The 25,049-nt window shown below is 68.6% G+C and carries 27 protein-coding genes; 23 read left to right on the forward strand and 4 right to left on the reverse strand.

Annotated features, from left to right (window positions below; translation table 11 throughout):
* The first annotated feature begins 44 nt into the window (after positions 1-44).
* The 3 genes from ACQFZP_RS04380 to ACQFZP_RS04390 all read left to right on the forward strand — a co-directional run bounded on the left by ACQFZP_RS04380 (position 45) and on the right by ACQFZP_RS04390 (position 2,880).
* Complete coding sequence (locus ACQFZP_RS04380; protein WP_211890443.1) at positions 45-2,279, forward strand: RelA/SpoT family protein; 2,235 nt, start codon at positions 45-47, stop codon at positions 2,277-2,279.
* Between the two features lie 61 nt (positions 2,280-2,340).
* The gene (locus ACQFZP_RS04385) at positions 2,341-2,616 is read left to right on the forward strand and encodes a hypothetical protein (protein ID WP_211890444.1); all 276 of its coding nucleotides are present in this window, start codon (positions 2,341-2,343) and stop codon (positions 2,614-2,616) included.
* A gap of 105 nt (positions 2,617-2,721) precedes the next feature.
* On the forward strand, positions 2,722-2,880 hold the full coding sequence (locus ACQFZP_RS04390; protein ID WP_211890445.1) for a hypothetical protein: 159 nt from the start codon (positions 2,722-2,724) through the stop codon (positions 2,878-2,880).
* Here ACQFZP_RS04390 and ACQFZP_RS04395 read toward each other — a convergent pair.
* Together ACQFZP_RS04395 and ACQFZP_RS04400 are read right to left on the reverse strand one after the other, a co-directional pair.
* Positions 2,877-4,109 carry a DUF349 domain-containing protein gene (locus tag ACQFZP_RS04395; protein ID WP_211890446.1) on the reverse strand — a complete coding sequence of 411 codons (1,233 nt, stop codon included), beginning with the start codon at positions 4,107-4,109 and terminating at the stop codon, positions 2,877-2,879. The two genes, ACQFZP_RS04390 and ACQFZP_RS04395, sit on opposite strands and share 4 nt — an antisense overlap.
* Before the next feature lie 148 nt (positions 4,110-4,257).
* Entirely contained in the window at positions 4,258-5,037 is a 780-nt protein-coding gene (locus ACQFZP_RS04400) for a peptidylprolyl isomerase (protein WP_104311975.1), read from the reverse strand.
* Between the two features lie 69 nt (positions 5,038-5,106).
* Between ACQFZP_RS04400 and ACQFZP_RS04405 the strand changes: the two genes are divergently transcribed.
* From ACQFZP_RS04405 to aroB, 11 genes are all read left to right on the forward strand, one after another.
* On the forward strand, positions 5,107-6,432 hold the full coding sequence (locus tag ACQFZP_RS04405) for a replication-associated recombination protein A (protein WP_211890447.1): 1,326 nt from the start codon (positions 5,107-5,109) through the stop codon (positions 6,430-6,432).
* 196 nt (positions 6,433-6,628) lie between these two features.
* Entirely contained in the window at positions 6,629-7,258 is a 630-nt protein-coding gene (gene rpsD, locus ACQFZP_RS04410) for a 30S ribosomal protein S4 (RefSeq protein ID WP_068484404.1), read from the forward strand.
* A gap of 176 nt (positions 7,259-7,434) precedes the next feature.
* The gene (locus tag ACQFZP_RS04415; protein WP_211890448.1) at positions 7,435-7,848 is read left to right on the forward strand and encodes a DUF948 domain-containing protein; all 414 of its coding nucleotides are present in this window, start codon (positions 7,435-7,437) and stop codon (positions 7,846-7,848) included.
* A gap of 38 nt (positions 7,849-7,886) precedes the next feature.
* Positions 7,887-8,081 (forward strand): Na+ dependent nucleoside transporter N-terminal domain-containing protein, encoded by a 195-nt coding sequence (locus tag ACQFZP_RS04420; RefSeq protein ID WP_104311972.1) that lies wholly within the window; start codon positions 7,887-7,889, stop codon positions 8,079-8,081.
* A 74-nt stretch (positions 8,082-8,155) separates the two neighbouring features.
* Positions 8,156-10,825 (forward strand): alanine--tRNA ligase, encoded by a 2,670-nt coding sequence (alaS, locus tag ACQFZP_RS04425; RefSeq protein ID WP_211890449.1) that lies wholly within the window; start codon positions 8,156-8,158, stop codon positions 10,823-10,825.
* Position 10,826: 1 nt separating this feature from the next.
* Complete coding sequence (ruvX, locus tag ACQFZP_RS04430) at positions 10,827-11,324, forward strand: Holliday junction resolvase RuvX (protein WP_219819811.1); 498 nt, start codon at positions 10,827-10,829, stop codon at positions 11,322-11,324.
* Positions 11,269-12,522, forward strand: coding sequence for an endolytic transglycosylase MltG (mltG, locus tag ACQFZP_RS04435; protein WP_307852732.1), 1,254 nt, complete (start codon positions 11,269-11,271; stop codon positions 12,520-12,522). The genes ruvX and mltG overlap by 56 nt, the downstream gene beginning before the upstream one ends.
* Positions 12,515-13,396, forward strand: coding sequence for a shikimate dehydrogenase (locus tag ACQFZP_RS04440; protein WP_211890451.1), 882 nt, complete (start codon positions 12,515-12,517; stop codon positions 13,394-13,396). The genes mltG and ACQFZP_RS04440 overlap by 8 nt, the downstream gene beginning before the upstream one ends.
* A 4-nt stretch (positions 13,397-13,400) precedes the next feature.
* Positions 13,401-14,672 (forward strand): chorismate synthase, encoded by a 1,272-nt coding sequence (aroC, locus tag ACQFZP_RS04445; protein WP_211890452.1) that lies wholly within the window; start codon positions 13,401-13,403, stop codon positions 14,670-14,672.
* Positions 14,669-15,184 (forward strand): shikimate kinase, encoded by a 516-nt coding sequence (locus tag ACQFZP_RS04450; RefSeq protein ID WP_104311966.1) that lies wholly within the window; start codon positions 14,669-14,671, stop codon positions 15,182-15,184. The genes aroC and ACQFZP_RS04450 overlap by 4 nt, the downstream gene beginning before the upstream one ends.
* Entirely contained in the window at positions 15,177-16,259 is a 1,083-nt protein-coding gene (aroB, locus tag ACQFZP_RS04455; RefSeq protein WP_104311965.1) for a 3-dehydroquinate synthase, read from the forward strand. The genes ACQFZP_RS04450 and aroB overlap by 8 nt, the downstream gene beginning before the upstream one ends.
* Here the strand turns inward: aroB and ACQFZP_RS04460 are convergent.
* Positions 16,256-16,840, reverse strand: a complete 585-nt coding sequence (locus tag ACQFZP_RS04460; RefSeq protein ID WP_104311964.1) for a dihydrofolate reductase family protein — start codon at positions 16,838-16,840, stop codon at positions 16,256-16,258. The genes aroB and ACQFZP_RS04460 overlap by 4 nt on opposite strands.
* A gap of 72 nt (positions 16,841-16,912) precedes the next feature.
* Complete coding sequence (locus ACQFZP_RS04465) at positions 16,913-17,731, reverse strand: GNAT family N-acetyltransferase (protein ID WP_104311963.1); 819 nt, start codon at positions 17,729-17,731, stop codon at positions 16,913-16,915.
* Between the two features lie 156 nt (positions 17,732-17,887).
* On the opposite strand from ACQFZP_RS04465, the gene ACQFZP_RS04470 reads away from it, so the two are divergent.
* From ACQFZP_RS04470 to carA, 9 genes are all read left to right on the forward strand, one after another.
* Positions 17,888-18,757: a Cof-type HAD-IIB family hydrolase gene (locus ACQFZP_RS04470; protein ID WP_211890453.1), complete on the forward strand. Its 870-nt coding sequence runs from the start codon at positions 17,888-17,890 to the stop codon at positions 18,755-18,757.
* A 22-nt stretch (positions 18,758-18,779) separates the two neighbouring features.
* The gene (locus ACQFZP_RS04475; protein ID WP_211890454.1) at positions 18,780-19,247 is read left to right on the forward strand and encodes a type II 3-dehydroquinate dehydratase; all 468 of its coding nucleotides are present in this window, start codon (positions 18,780-18,782) and stop codon (positions 19,245-19,247) included.
* A 116-nt stretch (positions 19,248-19,363) separates the two neighbouring features.
* A complete protein-coding gene (efp, locus tag ACQFZP_RS04480) occupies positions 19,364-19,927 on the forward strand; it encodes an elongation factor P (RefSeq protein ID WP_068484432.1) in 564 nt (187 codons plus the stop codon).
* Complete coding sequence (gene nusB / locus ACQFZP_RS04485; protein WP_068484434.1) at positions 19,927-20,334, forward strand: transcription antitermination factor NusB; 408 nt, start codon at positions 19,927-19,929, stop codon at positions 20,332-20,334. The genes efp and nusB overlap by 1 nt, the downstream gene beginning before the upstream one ends.
* Positions 20,335-20,443: 109 nt before the next feature.
* The gene (pyrR, locus tag ACQFZP_RS04490) at positions 20,444-21,007 is read left to right on the forward strand and encodes a bifunctional pyr operon transcriptional regulator/uracil phosphoribosyltransferase PyrR (protein WP_104253262.1); all 564 of its coding nucleotides are present in this window, start codon (positions 20,444-20,446) and stop codon (positions 21,005-21,007) included.
* Positions 21,004-21,963, forward strand: a complete 960-nt coding sequence (locus ACQFZP_RS04495) for an aspartate carbamoyltransferase catalytic subunit (protein WP_211890455.1) — start codon at positions 21,004-21,006, stop codon at positions 21,961-21,963. Before pyrR ends, ACQFZP_RS04495 begins: the two co-directional genes overlap by 4 nt.
* A 29-nt stretch (positions 21,964-21,992) precedes the next feature.
* The gene (locus ACQFZP_RS04500) at positions 21,993-23,336 is read left to right on the forward strand and encodes a dihydroorotase (RefSeq protein WP_179556726.1); all 1,344 of its coding nucleotides are present in this window, start codon (positions 21,993-21,995) and stop codon (positions 23,334-23,336) included.
* Complete coding sequence (locus ACQFZP_RS04505; protein WP_211890456.1) at positions 23,336-23,878, forward strand: hypothetical protein; 543 nt, start codon at positions 23,336-23,338, stop codon at positions 23,876-23,878. Before ACQFZP_RS04500 ends, ACQFZP_RS04505 begins: the two co-directional genes overlap by 1 nt.
* On the forward strand, positions 23,875-25,047 hold the full coding sequence (gene carA, locus ACQFZP_RS04510) for a glutamine-hydrolyzing carbamoyl-phosphate synthase small subunit (protein WP_104311957.1): 1,173 nt from the start codon (positions 23,875-23,877) through the stop codon (positions 25,045-25,047). Before ACQFZP_RS04505 ends, carA begins: the two co-directional genes overlap by 4 nt.
* Positions 25,048-25,049 lie beyond the last annotated feature (2 nt).

The following is a 25,049-nucleotide window of genomic DNA, read 5'->3' on the forward strand; positions in this document are numbered from 1 at the left end:
CGTATTCACGCAGGCCAGGGTGATGATGCATATGGAGGTGCTGCATGAGCGAAGTTTCCTCGCTGCGCTGGCGAATGCCGAGAATGTTCGCGAAGCAGCCTGTGCACGTTCTCGAGCCGATTCTCAAATCGCTCAGGAAGCACGACCCCCGCGCCAACACCGCGCTCGTGCAGCGCGCCTACGAGGTCGCGAAGGATGCGCACGAGGGGCAGTTCCGACGCAGCGGCGAGCCGTACATCACCCACCCGGTCGCCGTCGCCAAGATCCTCGCCGACCTCGGCATCGGCTCGATCACCGTGGCAGCGGCCCTGCTCCATGACACGGTCGAGGACACGGAGTACACGCTCGACGAGCTCCGCTCCGATTTCGGTGACGAGATCGCGATGCTCGTCGACGGCGTCACCAAGCTCGACAAGGTCAAATACGGCGACAACGCGCAGGCGGAGACCGTTCGAAAGATGGTCGTCGCGATGTCGAAGGACATCCGCGTTCTCGTGATCAAGCTCGCCGACCGTCTCCACAACGCCCGCACCTGGGGCTTCATGTCGCCGGAGAAGGCCAAGAGCAAGGCCAAGGAGACCCTGGAGATCTACGCCCCGCTCGCGCACCGGATGGGCATCCAGGCGATGAAGAACGAGCTCGAGGACCTCTCGTTCGCCGTCATCAATCCCAAGATCTACTCAGAGATCAAGAACCTCGTCGCCCACCGGCAGCCGGAGCGCGAGAAGTACGTCCAGCGCGTCATCGCAGAGGTGCAGTCCGACCTCCGTCAGCTGAAGATGCGCGGCGACGTCTACGGGCGCCCCAAGGAGCTCTACTCGATCTACCAGAAGATGATCGTCCGCGGACGGGACTTCGACGAGATCTACGATCTCACCGCCATCAGACTCATCGTCGACTCGGTCCGCGACTGCTACGGCGTGCTGGGAGCGATCCACGCCAGGTGGACGCCGATGCCCGGCAGGTTCAAGGACTACATCGCGACGCCCAAGTTCAACCTCTACCAGTCGCTGCACACGACGGTCATCGGGCCGGACGGCAAGCCGGTCGAAATCCAGATCCGCACCGTCGAGATGCACCGCCGCGCCGAGTTCGGTGTCGCGGCGCACTGGATGTACAAGCAGAACGCCCAGTCGGGCAAGCAGGACAAGGCGGATGAGACCCAGACCGAGATGGCCTGGCTCAAGCACCTCAGCGACTGGCAGCAGGAGACGACGGACCCGGGGGAGTTCCTCGACTCGCTGCGCTTCGACCTCGGCGCGAAAGAGGTCTACGTCTTCACACCGCAGGGCAAGGTCATCGGTCTCAGCGCAGGGGCGACACCCGTCGACTTCGCGTACGCCATCCACACCGACGTCGGTCACCGGACGATGGGCGCGAAGGTCAACGGGCGGCTCCTCCCGCTCGACTCGAAACTGCAGAACGGCGATGTCGTCGAGGTGTTCACCTCGAAGAACCCGGACGCGGGACCGAAGCAGGACTGGCTGACGTTCGTCGCGAGCGCCAGGGCGAAGAACAAGATCAGGCAGTGGTTCTCGAAGGAGCGCCGCGACGAGGCGATCGAGCAGGGCAAGGACTCCGTCGCGAAGGCACTCCGCAAGGCGGGCCTCCCGCTCAACAAGGACCACGTCCAGGAGGCGTTCTCGTCGGTCGCCTCCAACCTCCGCTACCTCGACGTGACCGCCCTCTACGCGGCCGTCGGCGACGGCCACGTCTCGACGCAATCCGTCATGGAGAAGCTGCAGGCCGCGCTTCGGCAGGAGCAGGACGTCCCGGCCGCCGATGAGGCGCCGCAGTTCACGCCCGGCACCACCATCCCGACCACGAGCGACTCCGGGGTGCTCGTCCGCGGCGCGCCCGACATCCTCGTCAAGGTCGCCAAGTGCTGCACGCCGGTTCCGGGTGACGAGATCCTCGGCTTCGTCACGCGTGGGCAGGGCGTCTCGGTGCACCGAGCCGACTGCAACAACGTGGCGAGCCTGCTCCGCGAGCCGGAGCGCATGATCGAAGTCCAGTGGGCGCCGAGCTCGTCGAGCGTGTTCCTCGTCAACATACAGGTCGAGGCGCTCGACAGGTCTGGCTTGCTGAGCGACGTCACGCGGGTGCTGAGCGAGCACCATGTCAACATCCTCTCGGCGACGGTGCACACCTCGAAGGCGCGCCTCGCGATCAGCAAGTTCTCGTTCCAGATGGGCGACACGACGCACCTCGACCGGGTGCTGAATGCCGTGCGCCGCATCGACGGCGTCTACGACGTGTACCGCGTCAAGACCCAGTAGCAGCTGTCGCCAACATCGCACGTCTCCTCGCCAGAGCAGCGAACGGCCGGCGCAGCGTGACGTGGGTCGCGAGCAGCTCGACGGGATCCAGTTCAAGTCGCCTCACGGCGAGTTCGATGGTCGCCTGGTCGGCTGTCGGGTCGTGGAGCAGATCGAACAACGCCAGCCACGGCACGACGACCCGGACGCCTCCGACGAGCCGGACCGCAGCGTCTGGCGGAGCAGTGGACCGATAGCGGACGCCGACGAGATGCTGCCTGGGCGGACGCGCTCCACGCTGCGTGGAGATGGTGAGCTCCGACGGCGCAAGTCCGCCCGCGTGCACCCAGACGGCTGAGGCACCACCCACCGCGGCGGTTCCCATCACCAGGGGAGCGAGCGATGCGGCTCGGTCTCCCGGGGTCAACCGGTCGGCCACCGACGCATACGCGACTGCGCAGGCGTGACCGAAGCGGACGACGACGCCATCGCGCCTCATGACCTGCAGCTCCACATCGGGCAGCAGACGAAGCGGGGCAGGATGCACACTCGCATCCTGCCCCACTTCGTGGTCTTCGCGCCGCTCAGCCTGGTGAGCTGTGGACAGCGCTCGACGGTCTAGCTGCCGATGGCCCCGAGCCACACGCGGCGGGCTTCGAGCGCCTCCTCGGCTTCCTTCACGGCACGCTTGTCGCCACGAGCCTCCGCGGCGGCACGCTCGGCTTCGAGCTTCTCGATCGCCTCGGTGAGCTGGCTGTGCATGCCCTGGCTACGCGCCTGGCGCTCCGGGTTGGACTTCTGCCAGTGGTCGTCGTCGAGCTTGCGAACGTGCTGCTCGATCGCGCGAAGGCGGTCTTCTGTCGACTTGAAGTTCTCGCGAGGAACACGGCCGATCTCATCCCAGCGTCGCTGGATATCGGCGAGCTTCTCGCGTGCCGCACGGCGGTCGGTGATCTGGAGGATCGGCGTCGCCTCCTCGAGCAGCGCTGCCTTGGCCTCGTAGTTCGCCGCGTACTCGACGTTCTCGGCCGCGTCGACCTCGCCCTTCGCCTGGAAGAGCACGTCTCCAGCCGCCTTGAACTGGTTCCACAGGGCGTCGTCGTACTTGCGGCCAGCACGGCCAGCGGCCTTCCATTCGTCGAGCAGGCGGCGGTACTCAGCCACGCCGTCCGCGCCGCGAGGGGCGAGCGCCTCGGCGCGCTCGAGGATCTTCGTCTTCGCATCCCGAGCGGTCTTGTGGCTCGCGTCGAGTTCGGCGAAGAACGCACGACGCTCGCGCTCGAGCGTGCTCCTGGCACCACGGAAGCGCTTCCAGAGCGCGTTGGCCTCGGCCTTCGGCAGGCGCGGCCCGTCCTGCTGGTGCGCCTTCCACTTCGTGAAGAGCTCGTCGATGCTCGCCGTCGTCTGCTTCCACTGGATGGAGGCTGGGGGCTGGGCGGCGAGGCGCTCGGCCTCGACCACGATCGCTTCGCGTTCCGCGAGAGCCCCGGCGATCTCCTCCTGCTGCGCTTCGCGCTGCTGCTCGGTGAGCTCGCTCACCGTCCCGCCGAGCGCGTCGAGGCGCGACCGGAGCGCCGCAAGGTCTCCGACGGCGTTCGCGTCGCTCAGCTGCGCGCTGAGGTGCTTGGCCGACTTCGCGATGTCGGAGGCCGGTGCGCCGTTCTTGACGCGCTGCTCGAGCAGCGAGACCTGACCCTCGAGGTCAGAGAACTTGCGGACGAAGTACGCGAGAGCCTCCTCGGCCGTGCCGTCAGGGTACTGGCCGACCTTGCGCTCAGTCCCTTCTTCGATCACGTACACGGTGCCGTCTTCTTCGACGCGGCCCCACGGGTTCTGGGGGAGTGCAGACATGGCGGGTATTCCCTCACGGTAGGCGTTTGCGCAGCTTGCGCGACTGACTCCCCATGCTAGGACACTGCGGACGCTTCGTTCACCAGCGCATGCCCAGTCTCTGCAGATGACGGGGAGTCCCGTCGCCGCGTCAGCGCGGTCCGACCCGCTACTCGAGCGTGAGCGACGTGATCACCGCGGGTGCGACCGGCGCACCATCGCCGCCCCCTGAAGCGGGGTCGACGCCGGCATCCACGATGCCCGTGATGAGCTGGTCCAGTCCGTCCGTGACCTGACCCATGACGGTGTACCCGCCTGCGGCGTCACCGGGGAGGGTGGTGTCCTCGTAGACGATGAAGAACTGGCTCCCCATGCTCTCGGCGTTGCCGCCCTGGCGGGCCATGGCGATCGTGCCGGCCGGGTAGACCCCGTCCTCCGGTGCGTTCTCGATCGGGCCCCAGCTGTAGCCGGGCCCACCCGTCCCGGTGCCGGTCGGATCGCCGCACTGCAGCACGAAGAGCCCCTCGGTCGTGAGGCGGTGGCAGGAGGTGTCCGTGAAGTAGTTCTCACCGCTGAGGGAGACCATGTTCGCGACCGCCTGGGGAGCTGCCGCGCCGTCGAGCTCGATGCCGAGCGTGAGGTCGTCGTTGAACGTCAGCTCGCCGGTCCACGTGCGCGCCTCGGCGATGGCCGGGTCTGGCACCTCGCCGGCGGGCGTGGCCGCAGGCGTCGAGGTCGCGTCCGCTGCGGGTGCTGGCGCGCCGGGGCCGCCGGTGAAGTAGAAGACCTGCAGGGCGCCGACGACAAGCGCCACGACGACGAGGGCGACGGTCCAGACGCGGTTGTCTCGACTGCGACGCCGGACACCCCGTTCGTGGACGGCGACGCGCGCCTCGTACTCGCGGGTACGCCGACGCTGTTCACGCGTGTTCTTCTCCGAAGTTGCCACTGTGCCTCATTCGCTTGTCCTCAGCATGCCGTGCAGGCACCAGAGGGGAGTTTACTAACATCGGGCCTCATGACCGGTGACGCGCCAAGCCTGGCGGGTACAACCGCGCCCCTCGCGGTGCGGATGCGCCCGCGTTCCCTCGACGAGGTCGTCGGTCAGCGGCACCTCCTGCGCCCGGGCTCACCCCTCCGCGCGCTCGCATCCCCCGAGCAGGACGCTCGGGCTGGCACCTCCGTGATCCTCTGGGGTCCGCCCGGAACGGGCAAGACGACGCTCGCGCAGGCGATCGCGCATACCTCGGGCAAGCGCTTCACCCAGCTCTCCGCGATCTCGGCCGGCGTCAAGGACGTGCGCCAGGTGATGGACGAGGCGCTCACGCAACGCGATCTCTACGGCATCCAGTCTGTGCTGTTCCTCGATGAGATCCACCGGTTCACGAAGGCGCAGCAGGACGCGCTCCTGCCAGGCGTTGAGAACGGCTGGGTGACGCTCGTCGCAGCCACGACGGAGAATCCGTCGTTCTCGGTCATCAGCCCGCTGCTCTCCAGGAGCCTGCTGCTCACGCTGCAGCCGCTCGACGAAGCAGATCTGATCGAGCTCATCGACCGCGCCTCCACCGACAAGCGAGGACTCTCAGGGGTCTTCGAGGTCGCGGACGACGCCAAACGGGCCATCGTCCAGTTCTCCTCCGGAGACGCGCGGCGCGCGCTCACCACACTCGAGGCCGCGGCCGCCGCAGCGCAGGCCTCAGAGCACACGACCATCGACGCCGAGATCGTCGCGAGCGCCTCCGACCAGGCGCTCCTGCGCTATGACAGGGACGGCGACGAGCACTACGACGTCATCAGCGCGTTCATCAAGTCCGTCCGAGGGAGCGACCCGGATGCTGCGCTCCACTACCTTGCGCGGATGATCGTCGCGGGGGAGGACCCGCGCTTCATCGCCCGGCGCCTCATCGTGCTGGCGAGCGAGGACATCGGTCTCGCGGAGCCACGTGGGCTCGAGATGGCAGTCGCCGCGGCAGACGCCGTGCAGCTCATCGGCATGCCGGAGGGGCGGATTCCGCTGGCTCAGGCGACCGTGTTCCTGGCTACGGCACCGAAGTCCAACGCCGCCTACTCCGGCATCAACGCCGCCATCGCCGATGTCAAGGCGGGCGGCATCGGCCGAGTTCCCAAGCACCTCAGGGACGCGCACTACGCAGGAGCGAAGCGCCTCGGTCACGGCAAGGGGTACAAGTACCCTCATGACGACGCGCGCGGCGTCTCCGAGCAGCAGTACCTCCCCGACGAGCTGAGCCAGCGCGAGTACTACTCGCCGACCCGCTTCGGCGAAGAGCGCGAGATCGCTGCCAGGCTCGAGAAGCTCCGCGCCATCACCAAGCCGGGTACGTGACGGTACGCCGCACTGTGCTAGTCTTTCTCGGTCTACGTCCCGGGACCGTGCGGCTGCGCGTCTGGGAGTAAGGCGTGCAGTCTGTAGCCGACGCACGCGCGACACTGCTCAAGTTTGACGCCGGGGCATGGCCTTGGCGGAGAGCAACTTCATTTCTGCGCGCTCACGCGCGCCAAACTTCGCTCGAAAGGCAATTGTGTCCAAGACCTCACGTTCACGCAGCAAGGTGCGCCTCAGCCGCGCACTCGGCATCGCGCTCACCCCGAAGGCTGAGCGCGCGCTCGAGAAGCGCCCGTACGCACCGGGCGAGCACGGCCGCACGCGTCGCAAGACCGACAGCGACTACGCCGTCCGTCTGCGCGAGAAGCAGCGCCTGCGCGCCCAGTACGGGCTCCGCGAGAAGCAGCTTCGCATCGTCTTCGAAGAGTCGCGTCGCGCGGCAGGCCTGACGGGTGAGAACCTCGTCGAGCTGCTCGAGATGCGCCTCGACGCGCTTGTCCTGCGTTCGGGCTTCGCCCGCACGACGGCTCAGGCTCGTCAGCTCGTGGTGCACCGCCACATCCTCGTCGACGGCAAGCTCGTCGACCGCCCCAGCTTCCGCGTGAAGCCGGGACAGCTCATCCAGGTCAAGCAGCGCTCGGAGGCCCTCGAGGTCTTCCAGGTTGCCGCAGCCGGTGGCCACGCGGACGTCCTCCCGAAGCTCCCCGCCTACCTCGATGTCGACCTCGCAACGCTCCAGGCGCGCCTCGTGCGTCGCCCGAAGCGCGTCGAGGTCCCGGTGACGTGTGAAGTCCAGCTCGTCGTCGAGTACTACGCTGCTCGCTAGCCAAGCTGGCGCTCCGGTTCGCCGGAACTGGCAGTTCGGGGCAACCCGAGCCGCCGGAGCCAACTAACATAGGGGCGGGTCATCGCAAGATGACCCGCCCTTTTGTCTGTCCTGCGGCGCTGCGGCGTTCGTCTATCCGTGCGGCGACGCGCCGCGCTCACTAAGGAGCAAGCACCATGTCTGGTGGCGACATCGCCGGCCTCATCGCGGCCGCAGTCTTCCTCATCCTCGTCCTCCTGCTCGCTGTTCCCCTGCTGAAGCTCGGCGGGGTGCTCGACGAGGTGCGCAGCGGCATCCGCGAGTCCGTCGACGCGATCACGCCAACCCTCGCCGAGACGCAGGTCACCGTGCTCGAGGCCAACAAGCAGCTCGCGAAGATCGACAGCATCACGACCCACGTCTCCGAGACCACGAGCAACGTCTCAAGCCTCGTCGCACTCACCGCGGCGACCGTCGGCGGCCCCCTCATCAAGCTCGCCGGCTTCTCAGCCGCCGTGCGCGCCGGCATCTCCAGCCTCAAGAGCGATGGACCTGCGACGGTCAAGTCCACCTCGAAGCCGAAGAAGCCGAAGAAGCGCGCAACGCGCTGACCCGCCAGACACCCGCTCACCACGTTCCAGGAGATCTCATGCGCACAGCGCTCAGCATCATCGGCGGTATCGCCGCAGGCTTCGCCCTCGCCCACCTCGTCAACTCGACCCCAGCAGGCCGCACGTTCTTCTCCGGCGTGAACGGACGCGTCGACGAGTTCACCGAAGCCGTGGCGGAGGGCTACCGCGCGCGCACGCAGGACCTCACCGCGGCTATCGCCGACATCAAGTAGCGCGACACCCCACCCACATCCCGGGGGGCCTCGTCGCCCGTCGCCAGTCGCCACAGAAAGAGCCACACAGCACTATGCAAACCGCCGAGATCCGTCGCCGCTACCTCGACTTCTTCGAGAAGCGGGGGCACACCGCAGTCCCCTCAGCGCCCCTGGTGAGCGACGACCCGACGATCATGTTCACGATCGCGGGCATGGTTCCGTTCATCCCGTACTTCACGGGAGTGGTCCCGGCCCCGTTCGACCGCGCGGTCAGCGTGCAGAAGTGCATCAGGACCAACGACATCGAGGAAGTCGGCAAGACCCCTCGACACGGCACCTTCTTCCAGATGTGCGGGAACTTCTCGTTCGGCGACTACTTCAAGCAGGGCGCGATCGAGTTCGCCTGGGAGCTGCTGACCACGCCGGAGAGTGCGGGCGGGCTCGGGTTCAAGCCGGAGGACCTCTGGATCACGGTCTACGAGAAGGACGACGTCGCACGCGGCATCTGGCGTGAGGTGACGGGGTTCCCGGATGCACGCATCCAGGGCCTCGGCATGAAGGACAACTTCTGGTCGGCGGGCGGCCCCGGCAGCCCCGCCGGTCCCTGCTCCGAGATCTTCTTCGACCGTGGCCCCGCATACGGAGCGGACGGGGGACCGGCAACCGACGACGACCGCTACGTCGAGATCTGGAACCTCGTGTTCATGCAGTACGAGCGCGGTGAGGGAACCACGAAGGACGACTACGAGATCGTCGCCGACCTCCCGAAGCAGAACATCGACACGGGCATGGGCCTCGAGCGCATCGCCTTCATCAAGCAGGGCGTCGACAACATGTACGAGATCGACCAGGTTCGCCCGGTCCTCGACAGGGCCGCTGAGATCTCCGGCAAGGCCTATGGTGCCTCCCACGCGGACGACGTGCGCATGCGCGTCGTCGCCGACCACGTGCGCTCCTCGCTCATGCTGATGGCCGACCGGGTCGAGCCGGGCAACGAGGGACGCGGGTACATCCTGCGACGCCTCCTGCGCCGGGTCGTCCGAGCCATGCGCCTCCTCGGGTTCGAAGGCGCCAGCCTCCCGCAGCTCCTGCCCGCTTCCAAAGACGCGATGAAGGACGCCTACCCAGAGCTCGTGGACGAGTTCCCGCGCATCGCGCGTCTCGCCTACGCAGAAGAAGAGACCTTCCTCCGCACACTCGCAGCTGGCACGGCCATCCTCGAGACCGCCGTCACCGAGACGCGTGCGAGCGGGGTGCAGCACCTCTCCGGTGAGACCGCGTTCAAGCTCCACGACACCTTCGGCTTCCCCATCGACCTCACCGTTGAGATCGCCGAGGAGGCGGGCGTCAGCGTCAACCGCGAGGCGTTCGAGCGGCTGATGAGCGAGCAGCGCACGCGTGCGAAGGCGGATGCGAAGTCAAAGCGCTCCGCCCTTGCCGACGTCTCGGTGTACAGCGAGTTCCGCTCGCTGGGAGAGACCACGTTCGTCGGCTACACCGACCTGGCCCACGAGAGCGAGGTGCTCGGGCTCATCGTCGACGGTCACCCCGCCGTCAGCGCCAACTCCGGACAGCAGGTCGAGATCATCCTGGCCAGCACGGCGCTCTACGCGGAGTCGGGCGGACAGGAAGCAGACTCTGGCCAGATCACCTCAGCTGCCCGTGGACTCGTCGCGGACGTCGTCGACGTCCAGCGGCCCATCGCGGGCCTCGTGAGCCACACCGTCACCATCGTCTCCGGTGAGGTCGCCGTCGGCGATCGCGTCGAGACGATCGTCGACCCGGCATACCGTCGCAGCGCCAACCAGGCCCACACGGCGACGCACCTCCTCCACGCCGCGCTCCGAGACGTGCTCGGACCCGACGCGCACCAGTCCGGCTCGTACAACAAGGCCGGGTACCTGCGCCTCGACTTCTCCTGGAGCCAGGGACTCACGAACGACACGAAGGCCGAGCTCGAAGGCATCGTCAACGACGCCATCCGCGCCAACCACGTCGTCACGACCCGCGAGATGGACCTCGACGAGGCCAAGTCGCTCGGGGCTCGCGCCCTGTTCGGCGAGAAGTACGGCAGCCGGGTGCGGATGGTCGACATCGGCGGCCCCTGGTCGCGAGAGCTGTGCGGCGGCACGCACGTCGGCAGCTCGTCGGAGATCGGGATCGTCACCCTGGTGGGGGAGTCCTCCGTCGGCTCGAGCAACCGCCGCATCGAGTCGCTTGTCGGGCGAGACGCCTTCGCGGACTTCGCCGTCGAGCGCGCCATCGTCTCGCAGCTCACGAGCAACCTCAAGGCCCCGCGCGAGCAGCTCGCCGACCGCGTCCAGGACCTGGCGACGAGCCTCAAGGCCGCTCAGAAGCGCATCGCGGAGCTCGAAGCCGCCGAGGCCATGCGGCGCGTGCCCGCGATCGCCGCCGAGGCCAGCTCCGCTGGGAGCGTCCTGCTCGTCGCGAAGCACCTCGGCGAGGTCCGTAGCGCGGACGAGCTCCGCTCGCTCGCGCTCGCCGTCCGCGAGCAGCTCGGCGACCGACCTGCCGTCGTCGCGCTCGGCGCCGCCTCCAACGGCAAGCCGATCGTGCTCGTCGCCACCAACCCGGCCGCGCGTGACGCTGGGGCCGCAGCAGGCGCCCTCGTTCGCATCGCGGCCCCGATCCTCGGCGGAGGCGGCGGCGGGAAGCCGGACGTCGCGCAGGGCGGCGGCACCGACGTCGAGCGCCTCGACGACGCGCTCGCCGCGATCCGCACTGAACTCGCGAATGGCTGACATCCGTCCAGGCACGCGCCTCGGCGTCGACGTGGGCAAGGCCCGCGTCGGCGTGAGCAGGAGCGACCCGCACGGAATGCTCGCGACGCCGCTCGAAACGGTGCCGCGGGACGGAGCCAAGGGCGATGCCCACGCCAGGCGGATCGCGGAGCTCGTCGTCGAGTACGGCGCCATCGAGATCGTCGTGGGCCTCCCGCTGTCGCTCTCAGGTGCCGAGACCGCATCGACTGCGGACGCGCGGGCGGTGGCCGAGCAGATCGCCGCCCACTCTCCGGTTCCACTCAGGTTGGTGGACGAGCGTCTGACGACGGTCAGCGCGAGCCGGCAGCTTCGCGACGTGGGCCGGAAGGCCTCCAGATCTCGGAACATCATCGACCAGGTGGCGGCAGTCGTCATCTTGCAGACCTCGCTCGACGCGGAGCGCCAATCCGGACGTGCGCCGGGTGAGCTCCTCTCCCGAAAGGATCAGGACTCTGACGGACAACCAGCCCCCAGGTAGCCAAGAAGGTCGCAAGCGATTCACCCCGGACGATCCGTTCGGTGACCTCTTCTCCGACGAGACCGCGAAGCAGGCGGACGCCAACGACGGCAGTCCGCGAAGGTCCGGCGGGAACCGCAGGCGCCAGTCGGCCGCGGTCAAGCAGGGCAAGCGCAGCCTGATCGTCATCCTCGTGCTCGTCGTTGTCGTGGCAGTGAGCGCGGCGGTCGTCTGGTTCGGCTTCGGCTCCCAGCTGCGCAGCCTGTTCGGGGGTGGTGCGTCCTCTGCGGACTTCGAGGGCAGCGGGAACGGCACGGAGATGGCGTTCACCATCGAATCCGGCGACACCGGCACCTCCATCGGCGAGCGACTCGCCGAGGTCGGCATCGTGAAATCCCCTGGCGCCTTCGTGGATGAGGTGCTCGCGCAGCCCGAGGATCCGGTCTTCATCCCAGGCAGCTACGGAATGCAGGAGGAGATGAGCGCCGAATCCGCGCTCGCCTCGCTGCTCGACCCCGCGAACCGCCAGGAGTCGACCGTCGTGATTCCGGAGGGCACAGCACTCCAGGACGTCTACGCACTCATCGAGGGTGGCGTCGGCATTCCCGTCGCCGATCTCGAGGCGGCCGCCATCCCGGCGAACTTCGGACTCCCCGCTGAGGCGACGACGCTTGAAGGGTTCCTGTTCCCGGCGACCTACAGCTTCGACCCCGGCGTCGACGCGAACACGGTGCTGAAGACGCTGGTCGACCGCATGTTCCAGTCACTCGACGAGCACGGCGTCGCTCCAGAGGCACGCTGGGTCACGATCCGCCTGGCCTCGCTCATCCAGAAGGAAGCGGGCCTCCGCGAGGACTACTACAAGGTCTCGCGGGTGTTCCTCAACAGGCTCGACATGGGCATGCTCCTGCAGTCCGACGCGACGGTGGCCTATGGCACCGGCAACACGCACCGAGTCTCGACGAGCGACGCGGAACGCGCCGACGCTGCGAACATCTACAACACGTACGTGCATCCGGGGATGGTCGCGGGGCCGATCTCGAACCCGGGTGACATCGCTATCGACGCGGCCGTGAACCCCGCCGACGGGCCGTGGGTGTACTTCGTGACCTGGAACCTCGACACGGGGGAGACCATCTTCTCCGAGACGTTCGAGGAGCACGAGGTCGCAGTCGCCAAGTGGCTCGCGTGGATGGAAGACCACCCAGAATATGGCTGAGGCAGGCGTGGACTCGCCGGTGACCAGGCTCGCCGTCCTCGGCTCGCCGATCGACCATTCGAAGTCGCCGGCGATCCATGCCGCGGCGTACAGGGAGCTCGGGCTGGACTGGCGCTACGAGCGGTTCGACGTTCCGGAAGGCGAGCTCGCCGGCTTCATGTCGACGCGCGGAGCGGGGTGGCGGGGGTTCTCCGTCACGATGCCCCTCAAACAGGAGGCGCATGAATTCGCTTCCTGGCTCGCCCCGGCCGCTGTCGGGATCGGGGCCGTCAACACGCTCGTCTTCGACGATCCGGACGCAGGCGGCGCCGCTCGTGGGTGGAACACGGACGTGCTCGGGTTCGTCGCAGCGCTGAACGCTGCGGGGATGCAGGCCGCGCCGAGGGTCCGCCTGCTCGGGGCCGGTGGCACGGCGGCGGCCGTGGTCGCAGCGCTGCCCTCGCTCGGCACGTCTGAGCTGCGTGTCGTCGTCCGCGCGCCCGAGCGCGCGCGGGAGCTGGCCACGCTGGCATCATCGCTCGGGGTCGGCGTCGACGTGCTGACCTTCGCCCAGTTCGACGCCCTGCCTGCCGAGTCCAAGCACGCCGAGCTCGTCGTCAACACCATCCCGGGTGACCAGGACCATCTCCTAGTCGACGAGGCCTGGGTCGACGGAGCACTCCTGTTCGACGTGCTCTACGACCCGTGGCCGACGAATCTCGCGTCGCGCTGGCTGTCGGCGGGCGGACGGGTCGTCTCCGGACTCGAGCTCCTGCTCGAGCAGGCTCTTGTGCAAGTGCGTCTCTTCACGGGACGCGGGGTGTCCGAACGGCTGCCGCGAGAGGCCGAGGTGCGGGCCGCGATGCGGAGCGCCGCGTTGCGCGTGTCAGAATAGTCCAATGCTTCGATGGCTCACGGCCGGGGAATCCCACGGCCCAGAACTCCTTGCGATCCTCGAGGGACTCCCAGCTGGTGTCCCGCTGTCCCTCGACGATCTCCGCACCGACCTCGCGCGGCGAAAGCTCGGCCACGGCCGGGGAGCGCGAATGAAGTTCGAGCAGGACGAGCTGACGCTCTCCGCGGGCGTGCGCCACGGCGCCACGATGGGTTCGCCCATCGGCATCCGCATCGGCAACACGGAGTGGCCCAAGTGGGTCGAGGTCATGAGTCCGGAGCCGGTGGATGCCGCCGTATTCGACACCGGCCGGGGTGCGAAGCTCACGCGTCCACGCCCGGGACATGCCGATCTCATCGGCATGCAGAAGCACGGCTTCGACGACGCCCGCCCCGTCCTCGAGCGCGCGAGCGCCCGTGAGACAGCGGCGCGCGTCGCGCTCGGCGCGATCGCGAAGCGCTTCCTGGCCGAGCTGGGAATCACCACGCTCAGTCACACGCTGGCCATCGGCACGGTTCGCGTCCCAGACGACGCGCCCCTGCCCGTCTACGCGGACCTCGCGGCGATCGACGCCGATCCCGTCCGCGTCTTCGATGTGGAGACGTCGGCGGCGGCCGTCGCGCTCATCGACGAGGTCCGCAAGAGCGGCGACACGCTCGGCGGGGTCACGGAGGTCCTCGTGTGGGGACTGCCGCCTGGCATCGGCTCCTACGTGCACTGGGACCGTCGACTCGACGCGCGTCTCGCGAAGGCGCTCATGAGCGTCCAGGCCATCAAGGGCGTCGAGGTCGGCGACGGGTTCGAGACGACTCGTCGTCCGGGAACCTCGGCGCACGACCCGCTCTACGTCCGGGATGGCTCCATCGTGCGCTCGAGCGACCGCGCCGGCGGTATCGAGGGTGGCATGGCGACGGGCACGGTCCTGCGCGTGCGCGCGGGCATGAAGCCGATCGCGACCGTTCCGAAGGCGCTGCACACCGTGGATGTCGCCACCGGTCAGGACGCGGCGGCACACCACCAGCGCTCCGACGTGTGCGCGGTCCCGGCCTCCGGCGTCGTCGTCGAGGCCATGGTGGCCCTCACGATCGCGGACTCGATCCTGGAGAAGTTCGGCGGGGACTCGGTGGCGGAGACGAAGCGGAACATCGAGAGCTACCTCGGGAGCATCCCACCCCTGCTGCGCACGTCCCACGAGTCGGTCTCCGAGTCCGAGCTGCAGGCTGGTCCCGTCGACGAGACGCCGATGGGGGACTCGCTCAGCGAGTGGCGCGTATGAGCGTCGTCCTCATCGGCCCGCCGGCGGCCGGCAAGTCGAGGGCCGGGCGCCGCCTCGCGAAGGTGCTCGGCGCGAGCTACGCCGACACCGACAAGGTGATCGTGGCGCGCCACGGGGCGATTCCCGACATCTTCGCCGCGCACGGGGAAGTCGAGTTCCGGCGACTCGAACGCGACGTGATCGCGGAGCACCTCGAGACGACCGAGGTCCTCTCACTCGGGGGCGGGGCGGTCATGGACGTCGAGACGCAGTCGCGGCTCGACGGCCACACCGTCGTGCTGCTGACCGCGTCCCCCGCTGCCATCACGGAGCGCATCACCGGCAACTCGAAGCGGCCGCTCATCACGGGCATCGAGAGCTGGACGCAGATCTACGAAGCCCGTCGCGAGACGTACGAGCGTCTCGCGGACGTGAGCTTCGACACCTCATTCCGGCCCATGGTCCGCGTCGTCGACGACATCGCGGAGTGGCTGGAGCAGAACTCCAAGGAAGGACCAAGCGACGTTGCCTGAGATCATCGAGGTTCCCGGCGCCCACGGCGACATCATCATCGGGGGCGGCCAGTTCCGCGACGCGGCCGCCGTGGTCCCGGCGCTGCTCGGCGAGGGCGTCGCCAAGGTCCTGATCGTGCACGCCCCCCACCTCGCGAATGTGGCGGAGCGTGTCCGGGAGCAGCTCGTCGGCGAGTACACCCAGGTTCTGATCGCCGAGATCCCGGATGCGGAGGGCGCGAAGCGCATCGAGGTGGCGGCGTTCTGCTGGCAGATCCTCGGCCAGGCGGACTTCACGAGGTCGGACGCCGTCATCACGATCGGCGGAGGCGCGACGAGCGACATCGGCGGCTTCATCGCCGCGACGTGGCTGCGTGGCGTCAAGGTCGTGCACATGCCCACGACGGTGCTCGCGATGGTCGACGCAGCGATCGGCGGCAAGACAGGGCTGAACACGAACGAGGGCAAGAATCTCGTCGGGTCCTTCCACCCTCCTGCTGGCGTCGTCATCGATCCGGAGATCCTCGACAGCCTGCCGCGAAACGAGCTCCTGGCCGGCTTCGCCGAGGTCGTTAAGGCCGGCTTCATCGCGGAGCCGGAGATCCTCGACATCATCGAGCGTGACCCGGAGCGGGCTACCGACCCGACGACCCCCGAGTTCCTCCGGGTGCTCGAGCTCGCGATCCGCGTCAAGGCGCGGGTCGTCGGCGAGGACTTCACCGAGCAGGGGCTGCGGGAGATCCTCAACTACGGCCATACGCTCGGGCACGCCATCGAGAACGCGGAGCGCTACCAGTGGCGCCACGGTGCCGCCATCTCCATCGGCATGGTGTTCGTCGCCGAGCTGGCGAGGCTCTCCGGGCGCCTGGACGACGCGACCGCGGACCGCCACACGGCGATCCTCGAGCTCCTCGGTCTCCCCACGAGCTATCCAGCCGGCCGCTGGAAGACGTTGCTCGCCACGATGCGCCGCGACAAGAAGGCGCGGGGCGCCATGCTCCGGTTCGTCGTCCTCGATGGCCTCGGGCGTCCGACGATCATGCGCGCGCCGGACGAGAGCCTGCTCTTCGCCGCGTACCAGGAGATCGCCAGCTAAGCGCCCCGGCGTTCGTCGCACCGAACATACTCATCAATCGTCACGCCCGATTCGAAGCGCCGCGTCGCGCTCAGGGTGAATGCCTGCGGTGAGTATCCAGCGTGGCCGAAGAGCGGAACGCCGGCACCGAAGACGACCGGGTTCCGCTTCAGAACGAGGCGGTCGATCTCGCTGCGCAGCGAGCCGGCGAGCTCCCCTCCGCCGCAGAGCCAGATCGGCAGCCCGTCCTCGTCCTTCAGCCGCCGGACGGTGTCGACGGGGTCGCTCGTGAGCGTCATGTCATCAGCGACGCGCCGGTCGCCGCGGCTCGCGACGACCTGACGCAGATGCGGGTACGGGCTCTCGATGCCGACATCGAGAGCTGGGCGTAGGGTGTTCCAGCCCATGATGACGGTGTCGAACCTCGTGCCGGGGGCCCGCATTCCGAGCGCATCAAGGACATGCGCAGGGAACGCGTCGGGGTAGTCCGCGAGCAGGGTGGCCATGTGGTCGCCCTCCATCGGGAAGGCGTCGAAGCCTCCGCTCGGGTCGGCGATGAAACCGTCGATGCTCGTCGCGACGTAGTACACGAGCTCTCGCATGGGCTGCTCCTCTGTCTCACTGGTGCGAGGACCCTACGACGCGGCCCTGGGTCGCCGCTGCCAGGGCGGCGTTCAGCAGCAGCCGGTCCGCTCTGGACCCTCCAGGTATCGGAACGCCCCGAGCCGGTGGTAGCCCAGCCGGTCGAAGAGCCGGAGCGAGGCGTCGTTGCCGTCGACCACCATGGCGAGGCACGACGATGCGCCGAGCGCGAAGGCCTCGTGCTGCGCGCGTTCGAGCAGCAGACGGGCGTACCCACGGCCCCGGCTCGCGCGAGCCGTGACCAGGCAGTCGACGACCCCGATGCCGTCGAGCACCGAGAGCCGCGCGGTCGCCACGTTGGAACCGTCGACGCTCACGCTGAGGAAGCTCGGCGTGCCCTGGCGCAGGATGCGCGGGGCGAGGCGGCGGTCGCTCGGCAGGCGTCGGCCGCTCCAGGTCAGCCAGGCGTCGAGCCAGTCGGGTGGGAGCTGCGGGGCGGATACCGAGAGGACCGCGGATGGATGTGAGCCAGCGAGCGACTGGTGAGGGCCGTCTGCTGGGCCGAGCGCACGCGCGAGGACTCCGCCGGAGAGTGACGTCACGTAGCCGAACGCCCGCAGCGCCGCCACTTCGTCCGAGTCACTCGAGTCGGTCGTGAGGAAGCGGCTGGGGAGGCCACGCACACGGTACGCCTCCTCGACCGTGCCGATGGCCGTCTCCACGTCCCCCACCTCGCCGAGCATCCACACGCTGTTCGCACGCCGCGTGAACCCCTCGGAGAATCCGACGGCCCAGCCGCCGAGACGCCGTTCGTCCAGCGCGGGCCAGCTGGCGCGCAGGGCTCTGCTGGCGTCCTCGACGGACGGCGTGGACGACCCCGTGGTCGCCAGGGTCTCGAACTCGGCGGACATGGTCCGAGGCTAGGTCGTCAGGGACAGCGCCGCCAGCCCTCAGGTGCCGTCCGCGTGCTCGCATCGTCTAGCCTGGTGGACGGCCCAGCTGCAGCGTCATCCTCGTTCGACGAGGCGCCGGAGCTATCGGCCGCACTCATGAGCAGAAGGACACAGTTGACCAGGCGCATCGTCTTCCTCGACATCGACGGCACTCTCATCGACGAGCAGGAGCGCATCCAGCCGTCGACGGTCGAGGCCGTCAGCCGCGCGAGGGCCGCCGGCCACCTGGTCTTCATCTGCACCGGCCGGTCGCGCGCGGAGATCTACCCCCAGATCCTCGACATCGGCTTCGACGGAATCGTGAGCGCCGGCGGCAGCTTCGTGTGGTTCGACGGGGAGACGCGCGTCTCACGCACGATGTCGCTCGACGACGTCGCCTTCGCCATCGACGTGTTCACCCGGTCTGGGATCGATTTCTACGTGCAGAGCGACTCGGCAGTCGTCGCAAGTCCCGGCTTCCGCGCGCACCTCCGGAGGCTGCTCGCCGTCGAGCTCGCCGACTCCGACCGTGTCGAGGCCGACGGAGCGCTGCAGTTCGAGACGTTCTTCGAGGAGGGTGGCGAGGTGCTGCGAGACGACATCGGCAAGATGTGCTTCCTGAGCGCCGAAACCCCCATCGACGCTATCCGCGAGGCCTTCGCCGGACGCTTCGACGTCATCAACGCCACGGTCCCTGTTCTCGGCCCCCACAGCGGCGAGCTCCTGCAACTCGGCGTGAACAAGGGGAGCGCCATCCTCGAGGTGTGCGGCCTGAAGGGGCTCGAGCGGGCGGACACGATCGGGATCGGCGACAGCATCAACGACGTCGAGATGCTCCAGCTCACGGGAGTCGGCGTCGCGATGGGCAACGCACCCGATGCCATCAAGGCCTACGCCGACCAGGTGACGACCGGCGTCGACGACAACGGGGTCTGGAACGCGTTCGTGCGCAACGAGCTCATCTCGGCGGACGAGTCGGTCGTCCCGACCGCGGCCTTCGCCTGACCCCGTCTATAGACTGACCCGCATGCGCATCCTCGTTCTCGGCGGCCCCAACCTCGATCGACTCGGCACCCGCGAGCCGGAGACGTACGGCACGCAGACGCTCGCCGACATCCTCGAGCTCCTCCGCGCTGCAGCTGGCGGCGGCGTCGAGATCGACGCACGGCAGTCCAACTTCGAGGGCCAGCTGGTCGAGTGGCTGCATGAAGCGGCGGATGCGCGCACCCCGGTCATCCTGAACCCCGCCGCGCTCACCCATTACTCCATCGCGCTCCGCGACGCGGTCTCGATCGTCACGGAGACGGGGACCCCGGTCATCGAGGTGCACCTGTCGAACCCGCACGCACGCGAGGCGTTCCGGCACACGAGCGTCATCTCGGCGGTCGCGACGGGCGTCGTCGCAGGTCTCGGCGCAGGCTCGTACCTGGCGGCACTCGAAGGCATCCGCGCCATGAGCGAGGCGAAACAGGCCTCTTCGGAGACCCTGCACTAGACTTCTCCGGGGCCGCTGGGGCAAACGCCTCGCGCCGACAGCTCGCGCGTACCTCAACCAGGTGGCGATAACTGAAGAATCCCGCTCTTGCGCGGGATGGACACGGAGAAACTTCCATGGCAACTACGGCAGACATCAAGAACGGCGTTGTGCTTCTCATCGAGAAGCAACTCTGGCAGGTCATCGACTTCCAGCACGTCAAGCCCGGCAAGGGCGGTGCCTTCGTGCGCACCAAGCTCAAGCAGGTCGTCAGCGGCAAGACCGTCGACCGCACGTTCAACGCCGGCGCCAAGATCGAGACCGCGACGGTCGACCGCCGCGACTTCCAGTACCTCTACCGCGACGGCGACGGCTACGTCTTCATGGACCAGACCGACTACGACCAGATCACGCTCGACGAGCGGATCGTGGGTGACGCGGCCAAGTACATGCTCGAGCAGCAGAGCGTGCAGATCGCGCTGAACGAGGGCGAGCCGCTCTACATCGAGCTCCCGCCGTCGGTGGTGCTCGAGATCACGTACACCGAGCCGGGCCTGCAGGGCGACCGCTCCAATGCGGGCACCAAGCCCGCGACCGTCGAGACCGGCGCGGAGATCCAGGTGCCGCTGTTCGTCGACGCCGGCACGAAGGTCAAGATCGACACCCGCACGGGCGACTACCTGGGCCGCGTCAACGACTAGTGAGCGCGCGCACGAAGGCGCGCAAGCGCGCCATGGACATCCTGTTCGCCTCCGACGTTCGCGGGACCCCGATCCCCGAGCTCCTCGGCCAGGAAGCGGAGCGGGCCGCTGATGAGCCCGACCGCGCGGCGAGCTGGCGCTACGCCAGGGAGATCGTGCTCGGCGTCATCGAGCACGCAGATGAGATCGACGGCTACATCGTCGAGACCGCTCGCGACTGGACGCTGGAGCGCATGCCCGCGCTCGACCGCTCGATCCTCCGCGTCGCGATCTGGGAGCTCAAGTACAACGACGAGATCCCCGCCGCCGTGGCCATCACCGAGGCCGTCAGCGCCGCCGGTGAGTACTCGACGGACGCGTCGGGCAAGTTCATCCACGGCGTGCTCGGCCGTATCAGCGAGCAGTAGCCGATGCTAGGCTGGGGGCTCGAGCCGAGACCGCCACAGGCGAGACGGCCCGGCCCCCAGTTCCAGACATCCTTTAACACCGTCCAGTGAGGCGGGGAAGGAGGTCGACGTGCCCCAGCGAACCGTGCTGAATCACGACGACGTTCAACGAGCCCTCGTGCGAATCGCGCACCAGATCCTCGAGCAGAACCGTGGGTCGAAGGACCTGCTCCTGCTCGGCATCCCGAGCCGAGGAGTTCCCCTCGCGAAGCGCCTCGCCAGCCTCATCGCCGGCTTCGAGGCCTCGAACGGGACACACGTCGACGCCGCGGAGATCGCTGGCGCACTCGACGTGACGATGTACCGTGACGATCTGCGTCGCGGACCGGCACGCGTCTCGCAGCCCACGCACATCCCTGTGGGCGGCATCGACGGCAAGACCGTGGTGCTCGTCGATGACGTGCTCTTCTCCGGCCGCACGGTGCGAGCCGCCCTCGACGCGCTCAGCGATACCGGCCGGCCTCGTGCCGTGCAGCTCGCCGTCCTGGTCGACCGCGGGCACCGCGAGCTCCCGATCCGCGCGGACTACGTCGGGAAGAACCTGCCCTCCGCCCGGAGCGAGCGCATCGGCGTCGAGCTCACGGAGCTCGACGGCGGCGACCGCGTCGTCATCACCGACGGGGGACGCGCATGAAGCACCTGCTCTCCACGAAGGGCATGAGTCGCGAGGACGCGATCATGCTGCTCGACGTCGCCGAGGACATGTCGGATGTCGGCGACCGCGAGGTGAAGAAGCTGCCAGCTCTTCGAGGCATCACCGTCGTGAACCTGTTCTATGAGGACTCGACGCGCACCCGCATCTCGTTCGAAGCCGCGGAGAAGCGGCTCTCCGCTGACGTCATCAACTTCGGCGCCAAGGGATCGAGCGTCTCCAAGGGAGAGTCGCTCAAGGACACGGCGCAGACGCTCAAGGCCATCGGCGCCGACGCCGTCGTCATCAGGCACCCCTCGAGCGGCGCGCCGCAGCTCCTCGCCGAGCGTGACTGGATCGACGCCCCCATCCTGAACGCCGGCGACGGCATGCACGAGCACCCCACGCAGGCGCTCCTCGACGCGTTCACGCTGCGACGTCGCGTCCACGGACGCGCCGCGGCCCGGGGAAAGGGACTCGACGGCTGCCACATCGTCATCGTCGGTGACATCCTGCACTCGCGAGTGGCCAGATCGAACGTGTGGCTCCTCACGACGCTCGGGGCCGAGGTCACGCTCGTCGGCCCGCCGACCCTCGTCCCCGTGCGCACGGAGTCCTGGCCGGCGACGATCACGAGCGACCTCGACGCGGCGCTCGCCACGCACCCGACCGCGGTCATGCTGCTCCGCATCCAGGCGGAGCGGATGCACGATGCCTTCTTCCCGAACACGCGCGAGTACGCCAAGAACTGGGGGCTCGGCGAGACCCGGTTCCGGAGCCTGCCCGAGGCTACGATGGTCATGCATCCCGGCCCCATGAACCGCGGTCTGGAGATCTCCTCGATCGCCGCCGACTCAGCGCAGTCGACCGTCCTCGAGCAGGTCGCGAACGGCGTCGCCGTCCGCATGGCCGCGCTCTACGTGCTCTGCTCCGGCGAGCGCGAGGGGAGCGGCTCGTGAACCAGGGCCCAGGAAACGAGAAAGGCACCATGACCACGCTGTATCGAGGCGCCAAGCTGCTCGGCGCCGACCCCGTCGACGTGCTCGTCGCCGGAACCACGATCGCCGAAGTCGCCCCGGTCGGATCCGTCTCCGTGGACGGCGTGGAACGCGTCATCGACGTCCAGGGCCTCGTGCTCCTGCCCGGCCTCGTCGACCTCCACACGCACCTGCGCGAACCTGGCTTCGAGTCGAGCGAGACGGTGCTCACCGGCACCCGCGCTGCGGCGTTCGGCGGGTACACGACGGTGTTCGCCATGGCGAACACCTCTCCGGTCCAGGACACGGCGGGTGTCGTCGAGGCGGTCGCCGCGCTCGGTCGCGCCGCCGGATACGCCGATGTCCGGCCCATCGGGGCCGTGACGGTCGGGCTCGAGGGCGAGCAGCTCTCCGAGATCGGCGCGATGGCTCAGTCGAACGCCGGCGTCCGCGTGTTCTCCGACGACGGCAAGTGCGTCTTCGATCCGCTCATCATGCGTCGCGCCCTCGAGTACGTGAAGGCGTTCGGCGGAGTCGTCGCCCAGCACGCCCAGGACCCTCGCCTCACGGCAGGGGCCCAGATGAACGAAGGAGCGCTCTCGGCCGAGCTCGGCCTCGGCGGGTGGCCGGCGGTGGCCGAATCCTCGATCATCGCGCGCGACGCACTGCTCGCCGATCACGTCTCCTCGCGCCTGCACGTCTGCCACGTCTCCACCCGCGAAGGTGTGGATGTCGTGCGCTGGGCAAAGACACGCGGCATCGACGTGACCGCTGAGGTCACGCCCCACCACCTCCTCCTCACCGAGGAGCTCGTGCGCGGCTACGACGCCCGGTTCAAGGTCAACCCGCCGCTTCGGACGCAGGATGACGTGCTCGCGGTGCGAGAAGCGCTGGCCGACGGCACGATCGACATCGTCGCCACCGACCACGCGCCGCATCCCGTCGATGCCAAGGAGACCGAGTGGGACCAGGCCGCGATGGGCATGGTCGGGCTCGAGTCCGCCCTGCGCGTCGTGCAGCACACCATGGTCGACACGGGCGCGCTCAGCTGGGCGGACGTGGCGCGGATCATGTCCGAGACTCCCGCTCGCATCGGGGGCGACTCCGCATCTGGGCGCCCCGTCGCGGCCGGTGAGCTCGCCAACCTCGTCTTCTACGACCCAGCTCCGACGGCTGACTTCACGACGGCCGCACTCGGAGGCAAGAGCATCAACTCGCCATTCCTCGGCATGCCGCTGCCCGGCCGGGTCGTGCACACCGTCTACCGCGGAACCCGCACGCTCGACGACGGCGTCCTCCTCTCGGCCGAAGGTGCGGCCGCCGCCGCCCGAGCGCGCGAGCAGGAACTCGCCTGATGGACGACCGCGTTCTCCCCGCCGCCCTCACGATCGTCGCGTTCCTCGTCATCGTCGCGCTCATGTGGCTCGGTTGGCGACGCCGGACACGGGCGCAGGCCGGCATCGCCACGCCCCTGAGCCCCCCGCAGTCGACGGAGCAGCCGCTCGGGCACTGGCACGACGTGCACTACGTGTCGACGAGCCGCACGGGTGACACCCTCGACCGCATCGTCGTCCCGCCGCTCGGATTCCGGGGGCGGGCTGAGGTGACCGTGTTCCGGGAAGGACCCGTCGTGCGCATCGCAGGCGAACGAGCCTTCTTCATCCCCGCGGCAGACATCGAGGCCACCATCGACGGCACCGTCACGATCGACCGAGTCGTCGAGAACGGCGGGCTCACGATCATCCGGTGGCTCCTGCCCGGCGACGACGCAGCGAGCGACCGCGTGAGCGTCGAGACCTCCCTCCGAGTTGTCGACGCCACCGCGCGAGAACAGCTCAAGACCGCGCTGCACTCGCTGCAGCGAACACCAGCCCCCACGACCGAGGAGTCCTCATGACGCCACCAATTCCCGCCGTGCTCGTCCTGGAGGACGGGACGCGATACGAGGGCGACGCGTACGGCGCCGTCGGCGAGACGCTCGGCGAAGTCGTGTTCTCGACCGGCATGACCGGCTACCAGGAGACGCTGACGGACCCGAGCTACGCAGGCCAGATCGTCGTCCAGACCGCCCCGCACATCGGCAACACCGGGGTCAACGCGGAGGACATGGAGTCGCGCCAGATCTGGGTCGACGGCTACGTCGTCCGCGACCCCTCCCGCGTCGTCTCGAACTGGCGCTCCGAGGACACGCTCGAGAACGCCCTGACCGAGACCAGCATCGTCGGCATCGCCGGCGTCGACACCCGTGCGCTCACGCGACGCATCCGCAGCGAGGGCTCGATGCGCGGCGGGATCTTCTCCGGCGAGGCGGCCTCGGCCGACGAGACCACGCTGCTCGAGAAGGTGCGTTCGCAGCCGAGCATGGCGGGCCGCAACCTCAGCGACCGCGTCTCGACGCCGGAGCCCATCGTGCACCCGTCGACGGCCGACGAGCGGATCGGCTCCGTCGCCATCATCGACCTGGGCATCAAGACGGCCACGATCAAGGCGCTGGCCGAGCGTGGCTTCGACGTGCACGTGCTGCCGCACGCCACGACCATCGACCAGCTCCGCGAGCTCGCCCCCACCGCCGTCTTCTACTCCAACGGGCCGGGCGACCCTGCATCCAGCGACGCGCACGTGGAGCTGCTGCAGAACGTCCTCCGCGACGGCACACCGTTCTTCGGCATCTGCTTCGGCAACCAGCTGCTCGGCCGTGCCCTCGGCTTCGACACGTACAAGCTGCCCTTCGGCCACCGCGGCATCAACCAGCCCGTCGTCGACACGTTCTCCGGCCGCATCGAGATCACCGCCCAGAACCACGGCTTCGCCGTCCAGGCTCCACTCGACGGCCCCGTCGAGACGCCAGCCGGCTTCGGCCGCGCGCAGGTCAGCCACATCGGCCTCAACGACCAGGTCGTCGAAGGCCTCCGCTGCCTCGACATCCCGGCGTTCAGCGTGCAGTTCCACCCAGAGGCGGCGGCGGGCCCCCACGACTCGGCCCCGCTCTTCGACCAGTTCAGGGAGATGGTGCGCGAGCACCTCGCCACCTCATCCACCCCCACCAACGGCCAGGAGAACGCGTAAGC

This window comes from Pseudoclavibacter sp. Marseille-Q434 (assembly GCF_050315415.1).
In the GTDB taxonomy this organism is placed as follows: Bacteria; Actinomycetota; Actinomycetes; order Actinomycetales; family Microbacteriaceae; genus Pseudoclavibacter.

What these genes read in the sequence shown, in the direction of transcription:
- ACQFZP_RS04380 (WP_211890443.1), top strand. Translation starts at nt 45, where the DNA reads ATGAGCGAAGTTTCCTCGCTGCGCTGGCGAATGCCGAGAATGTTCGCG.
- ACQFZP_RS04395 (WP_211890446.1), bottom strand. Translation starts at nt 4,109, where the DNA reads ATGTCTGCACTCCCCCAGAACCCGTGGGGCCGCGTCGAAGAAGACGGC.
- ACQFZP_RS04405 (WP_211890447.1), top strand. Translation starts at nt 5,107, where the DNA reads ATGACCGGTGACGCGCCAAGCCTGGCGGGTACAACCGCGCCCCTCGCG.
- ACQFZP_RS04415 (WP_211890448.1), top strand. Translation starts at nt 7,435, where the DNA reads ATGTCTGGTGGCGACATCGCCGGCCTCATCGCGGCCGCAGTCTTCCTC.
- ACQFZP_RS04420 (WP_104311972.1), top strand. Translation starts at nt 7,887, where the DNA reads ATGCGCACAGCGCTCAGCATCATCGGCGGTATCGCCGCAGGCTTCGCC.
- alaS (WP_211890449.1), top strand. Translation starts at nt 8,156, where the DNA reads ATGCAAACCGCCGAGATCCGTCGCCGCTACCTCGACTTCTTCGAGAAG.
- ACQFZP_RS04440 (WP_211890451.1), top strand. Translation starts at nt 12,515, where the DNA reads ATGGCTGAGGCAGGCGTGGACTCGCCGGTGACCAGGCTCGCCGTCCTC.
- aroC (WP_211890452.1), top strand. Translation starts at nt 13,401, where the DNA reads ATGCTTCGATGGCTCACGGCCGGGGAATCCCACGGCCCAGAACTCCTT.
- ACQFZP_RS04450 (WP_104311966.1), top strand. Translation starts at nt 14,669, where the DNA reads ATGAGCGTCGTCCTCATCGGCCCGCCGGCGGCCGGCAAGTCGAGGGCC.
- ACQFZP_RS04460 (WP_104311964.1), bottom strand. Translation starts at nt 16,840, where the DNA reads ATGCGAGAGCTCGTGTACTACGTCGCGACGAGCATCGACGGTTTCATC.
- ACQFZP_RS04465 (WP_104311963.1), bottom strand. Translation starts at nt 17,731, where the DNA reads ATGTCCGCCGAGTTCGAGACCCTGGCGACCACGGGGTCGTCCACGCCG.
- ACQFZP_RS04475 (WP_211890454.1), top strand. Translation starts at nt 18,780, where the DNA reads ATGCGCATCCTCGTTCTCGGCGGCCCCAACCTCGATCGACTCGGCACC.
- efp (WP_068484432.1), top strand. Translation starts at nt 19,364, where the DNA reads ATGGCAACTACGGCAGACATCAAGAACGGCGTTGTGCTTCTCATCGAG.
- ACQFZP_RS04495 (WP_211890455.1), top strand. Translation starts at nt 21,004, where the DNA reads ATGAAGCACCTGCTCTCCACGAAGGGCATGAGTCGCGAGGACGCGATC.
- ACQFZP_RS04500 (WP_179556726.1), top strand. Translation starts at nt 21,993, where the DNA reads ATGACCACGCTGTATCGAGGCGCCAAGCTGCTCGGCGCCGACCCCGTC.
- ACQFZP_RS04505 (WP_211890456.1), top strand. Translation starts at nt 23,336, where the DNA reads ATGGACGACCGCGTTCTCCCCGCCGCCCTCACGATCGTCGCGTTCCTC.
- carA (WP_104311957.1), top strand. Translation starts at nt 23,875, where the DNA reads ATGACGCCACCAATTCCCGCCGTGCTCGTCCTGGAGGACGGGACGCGA.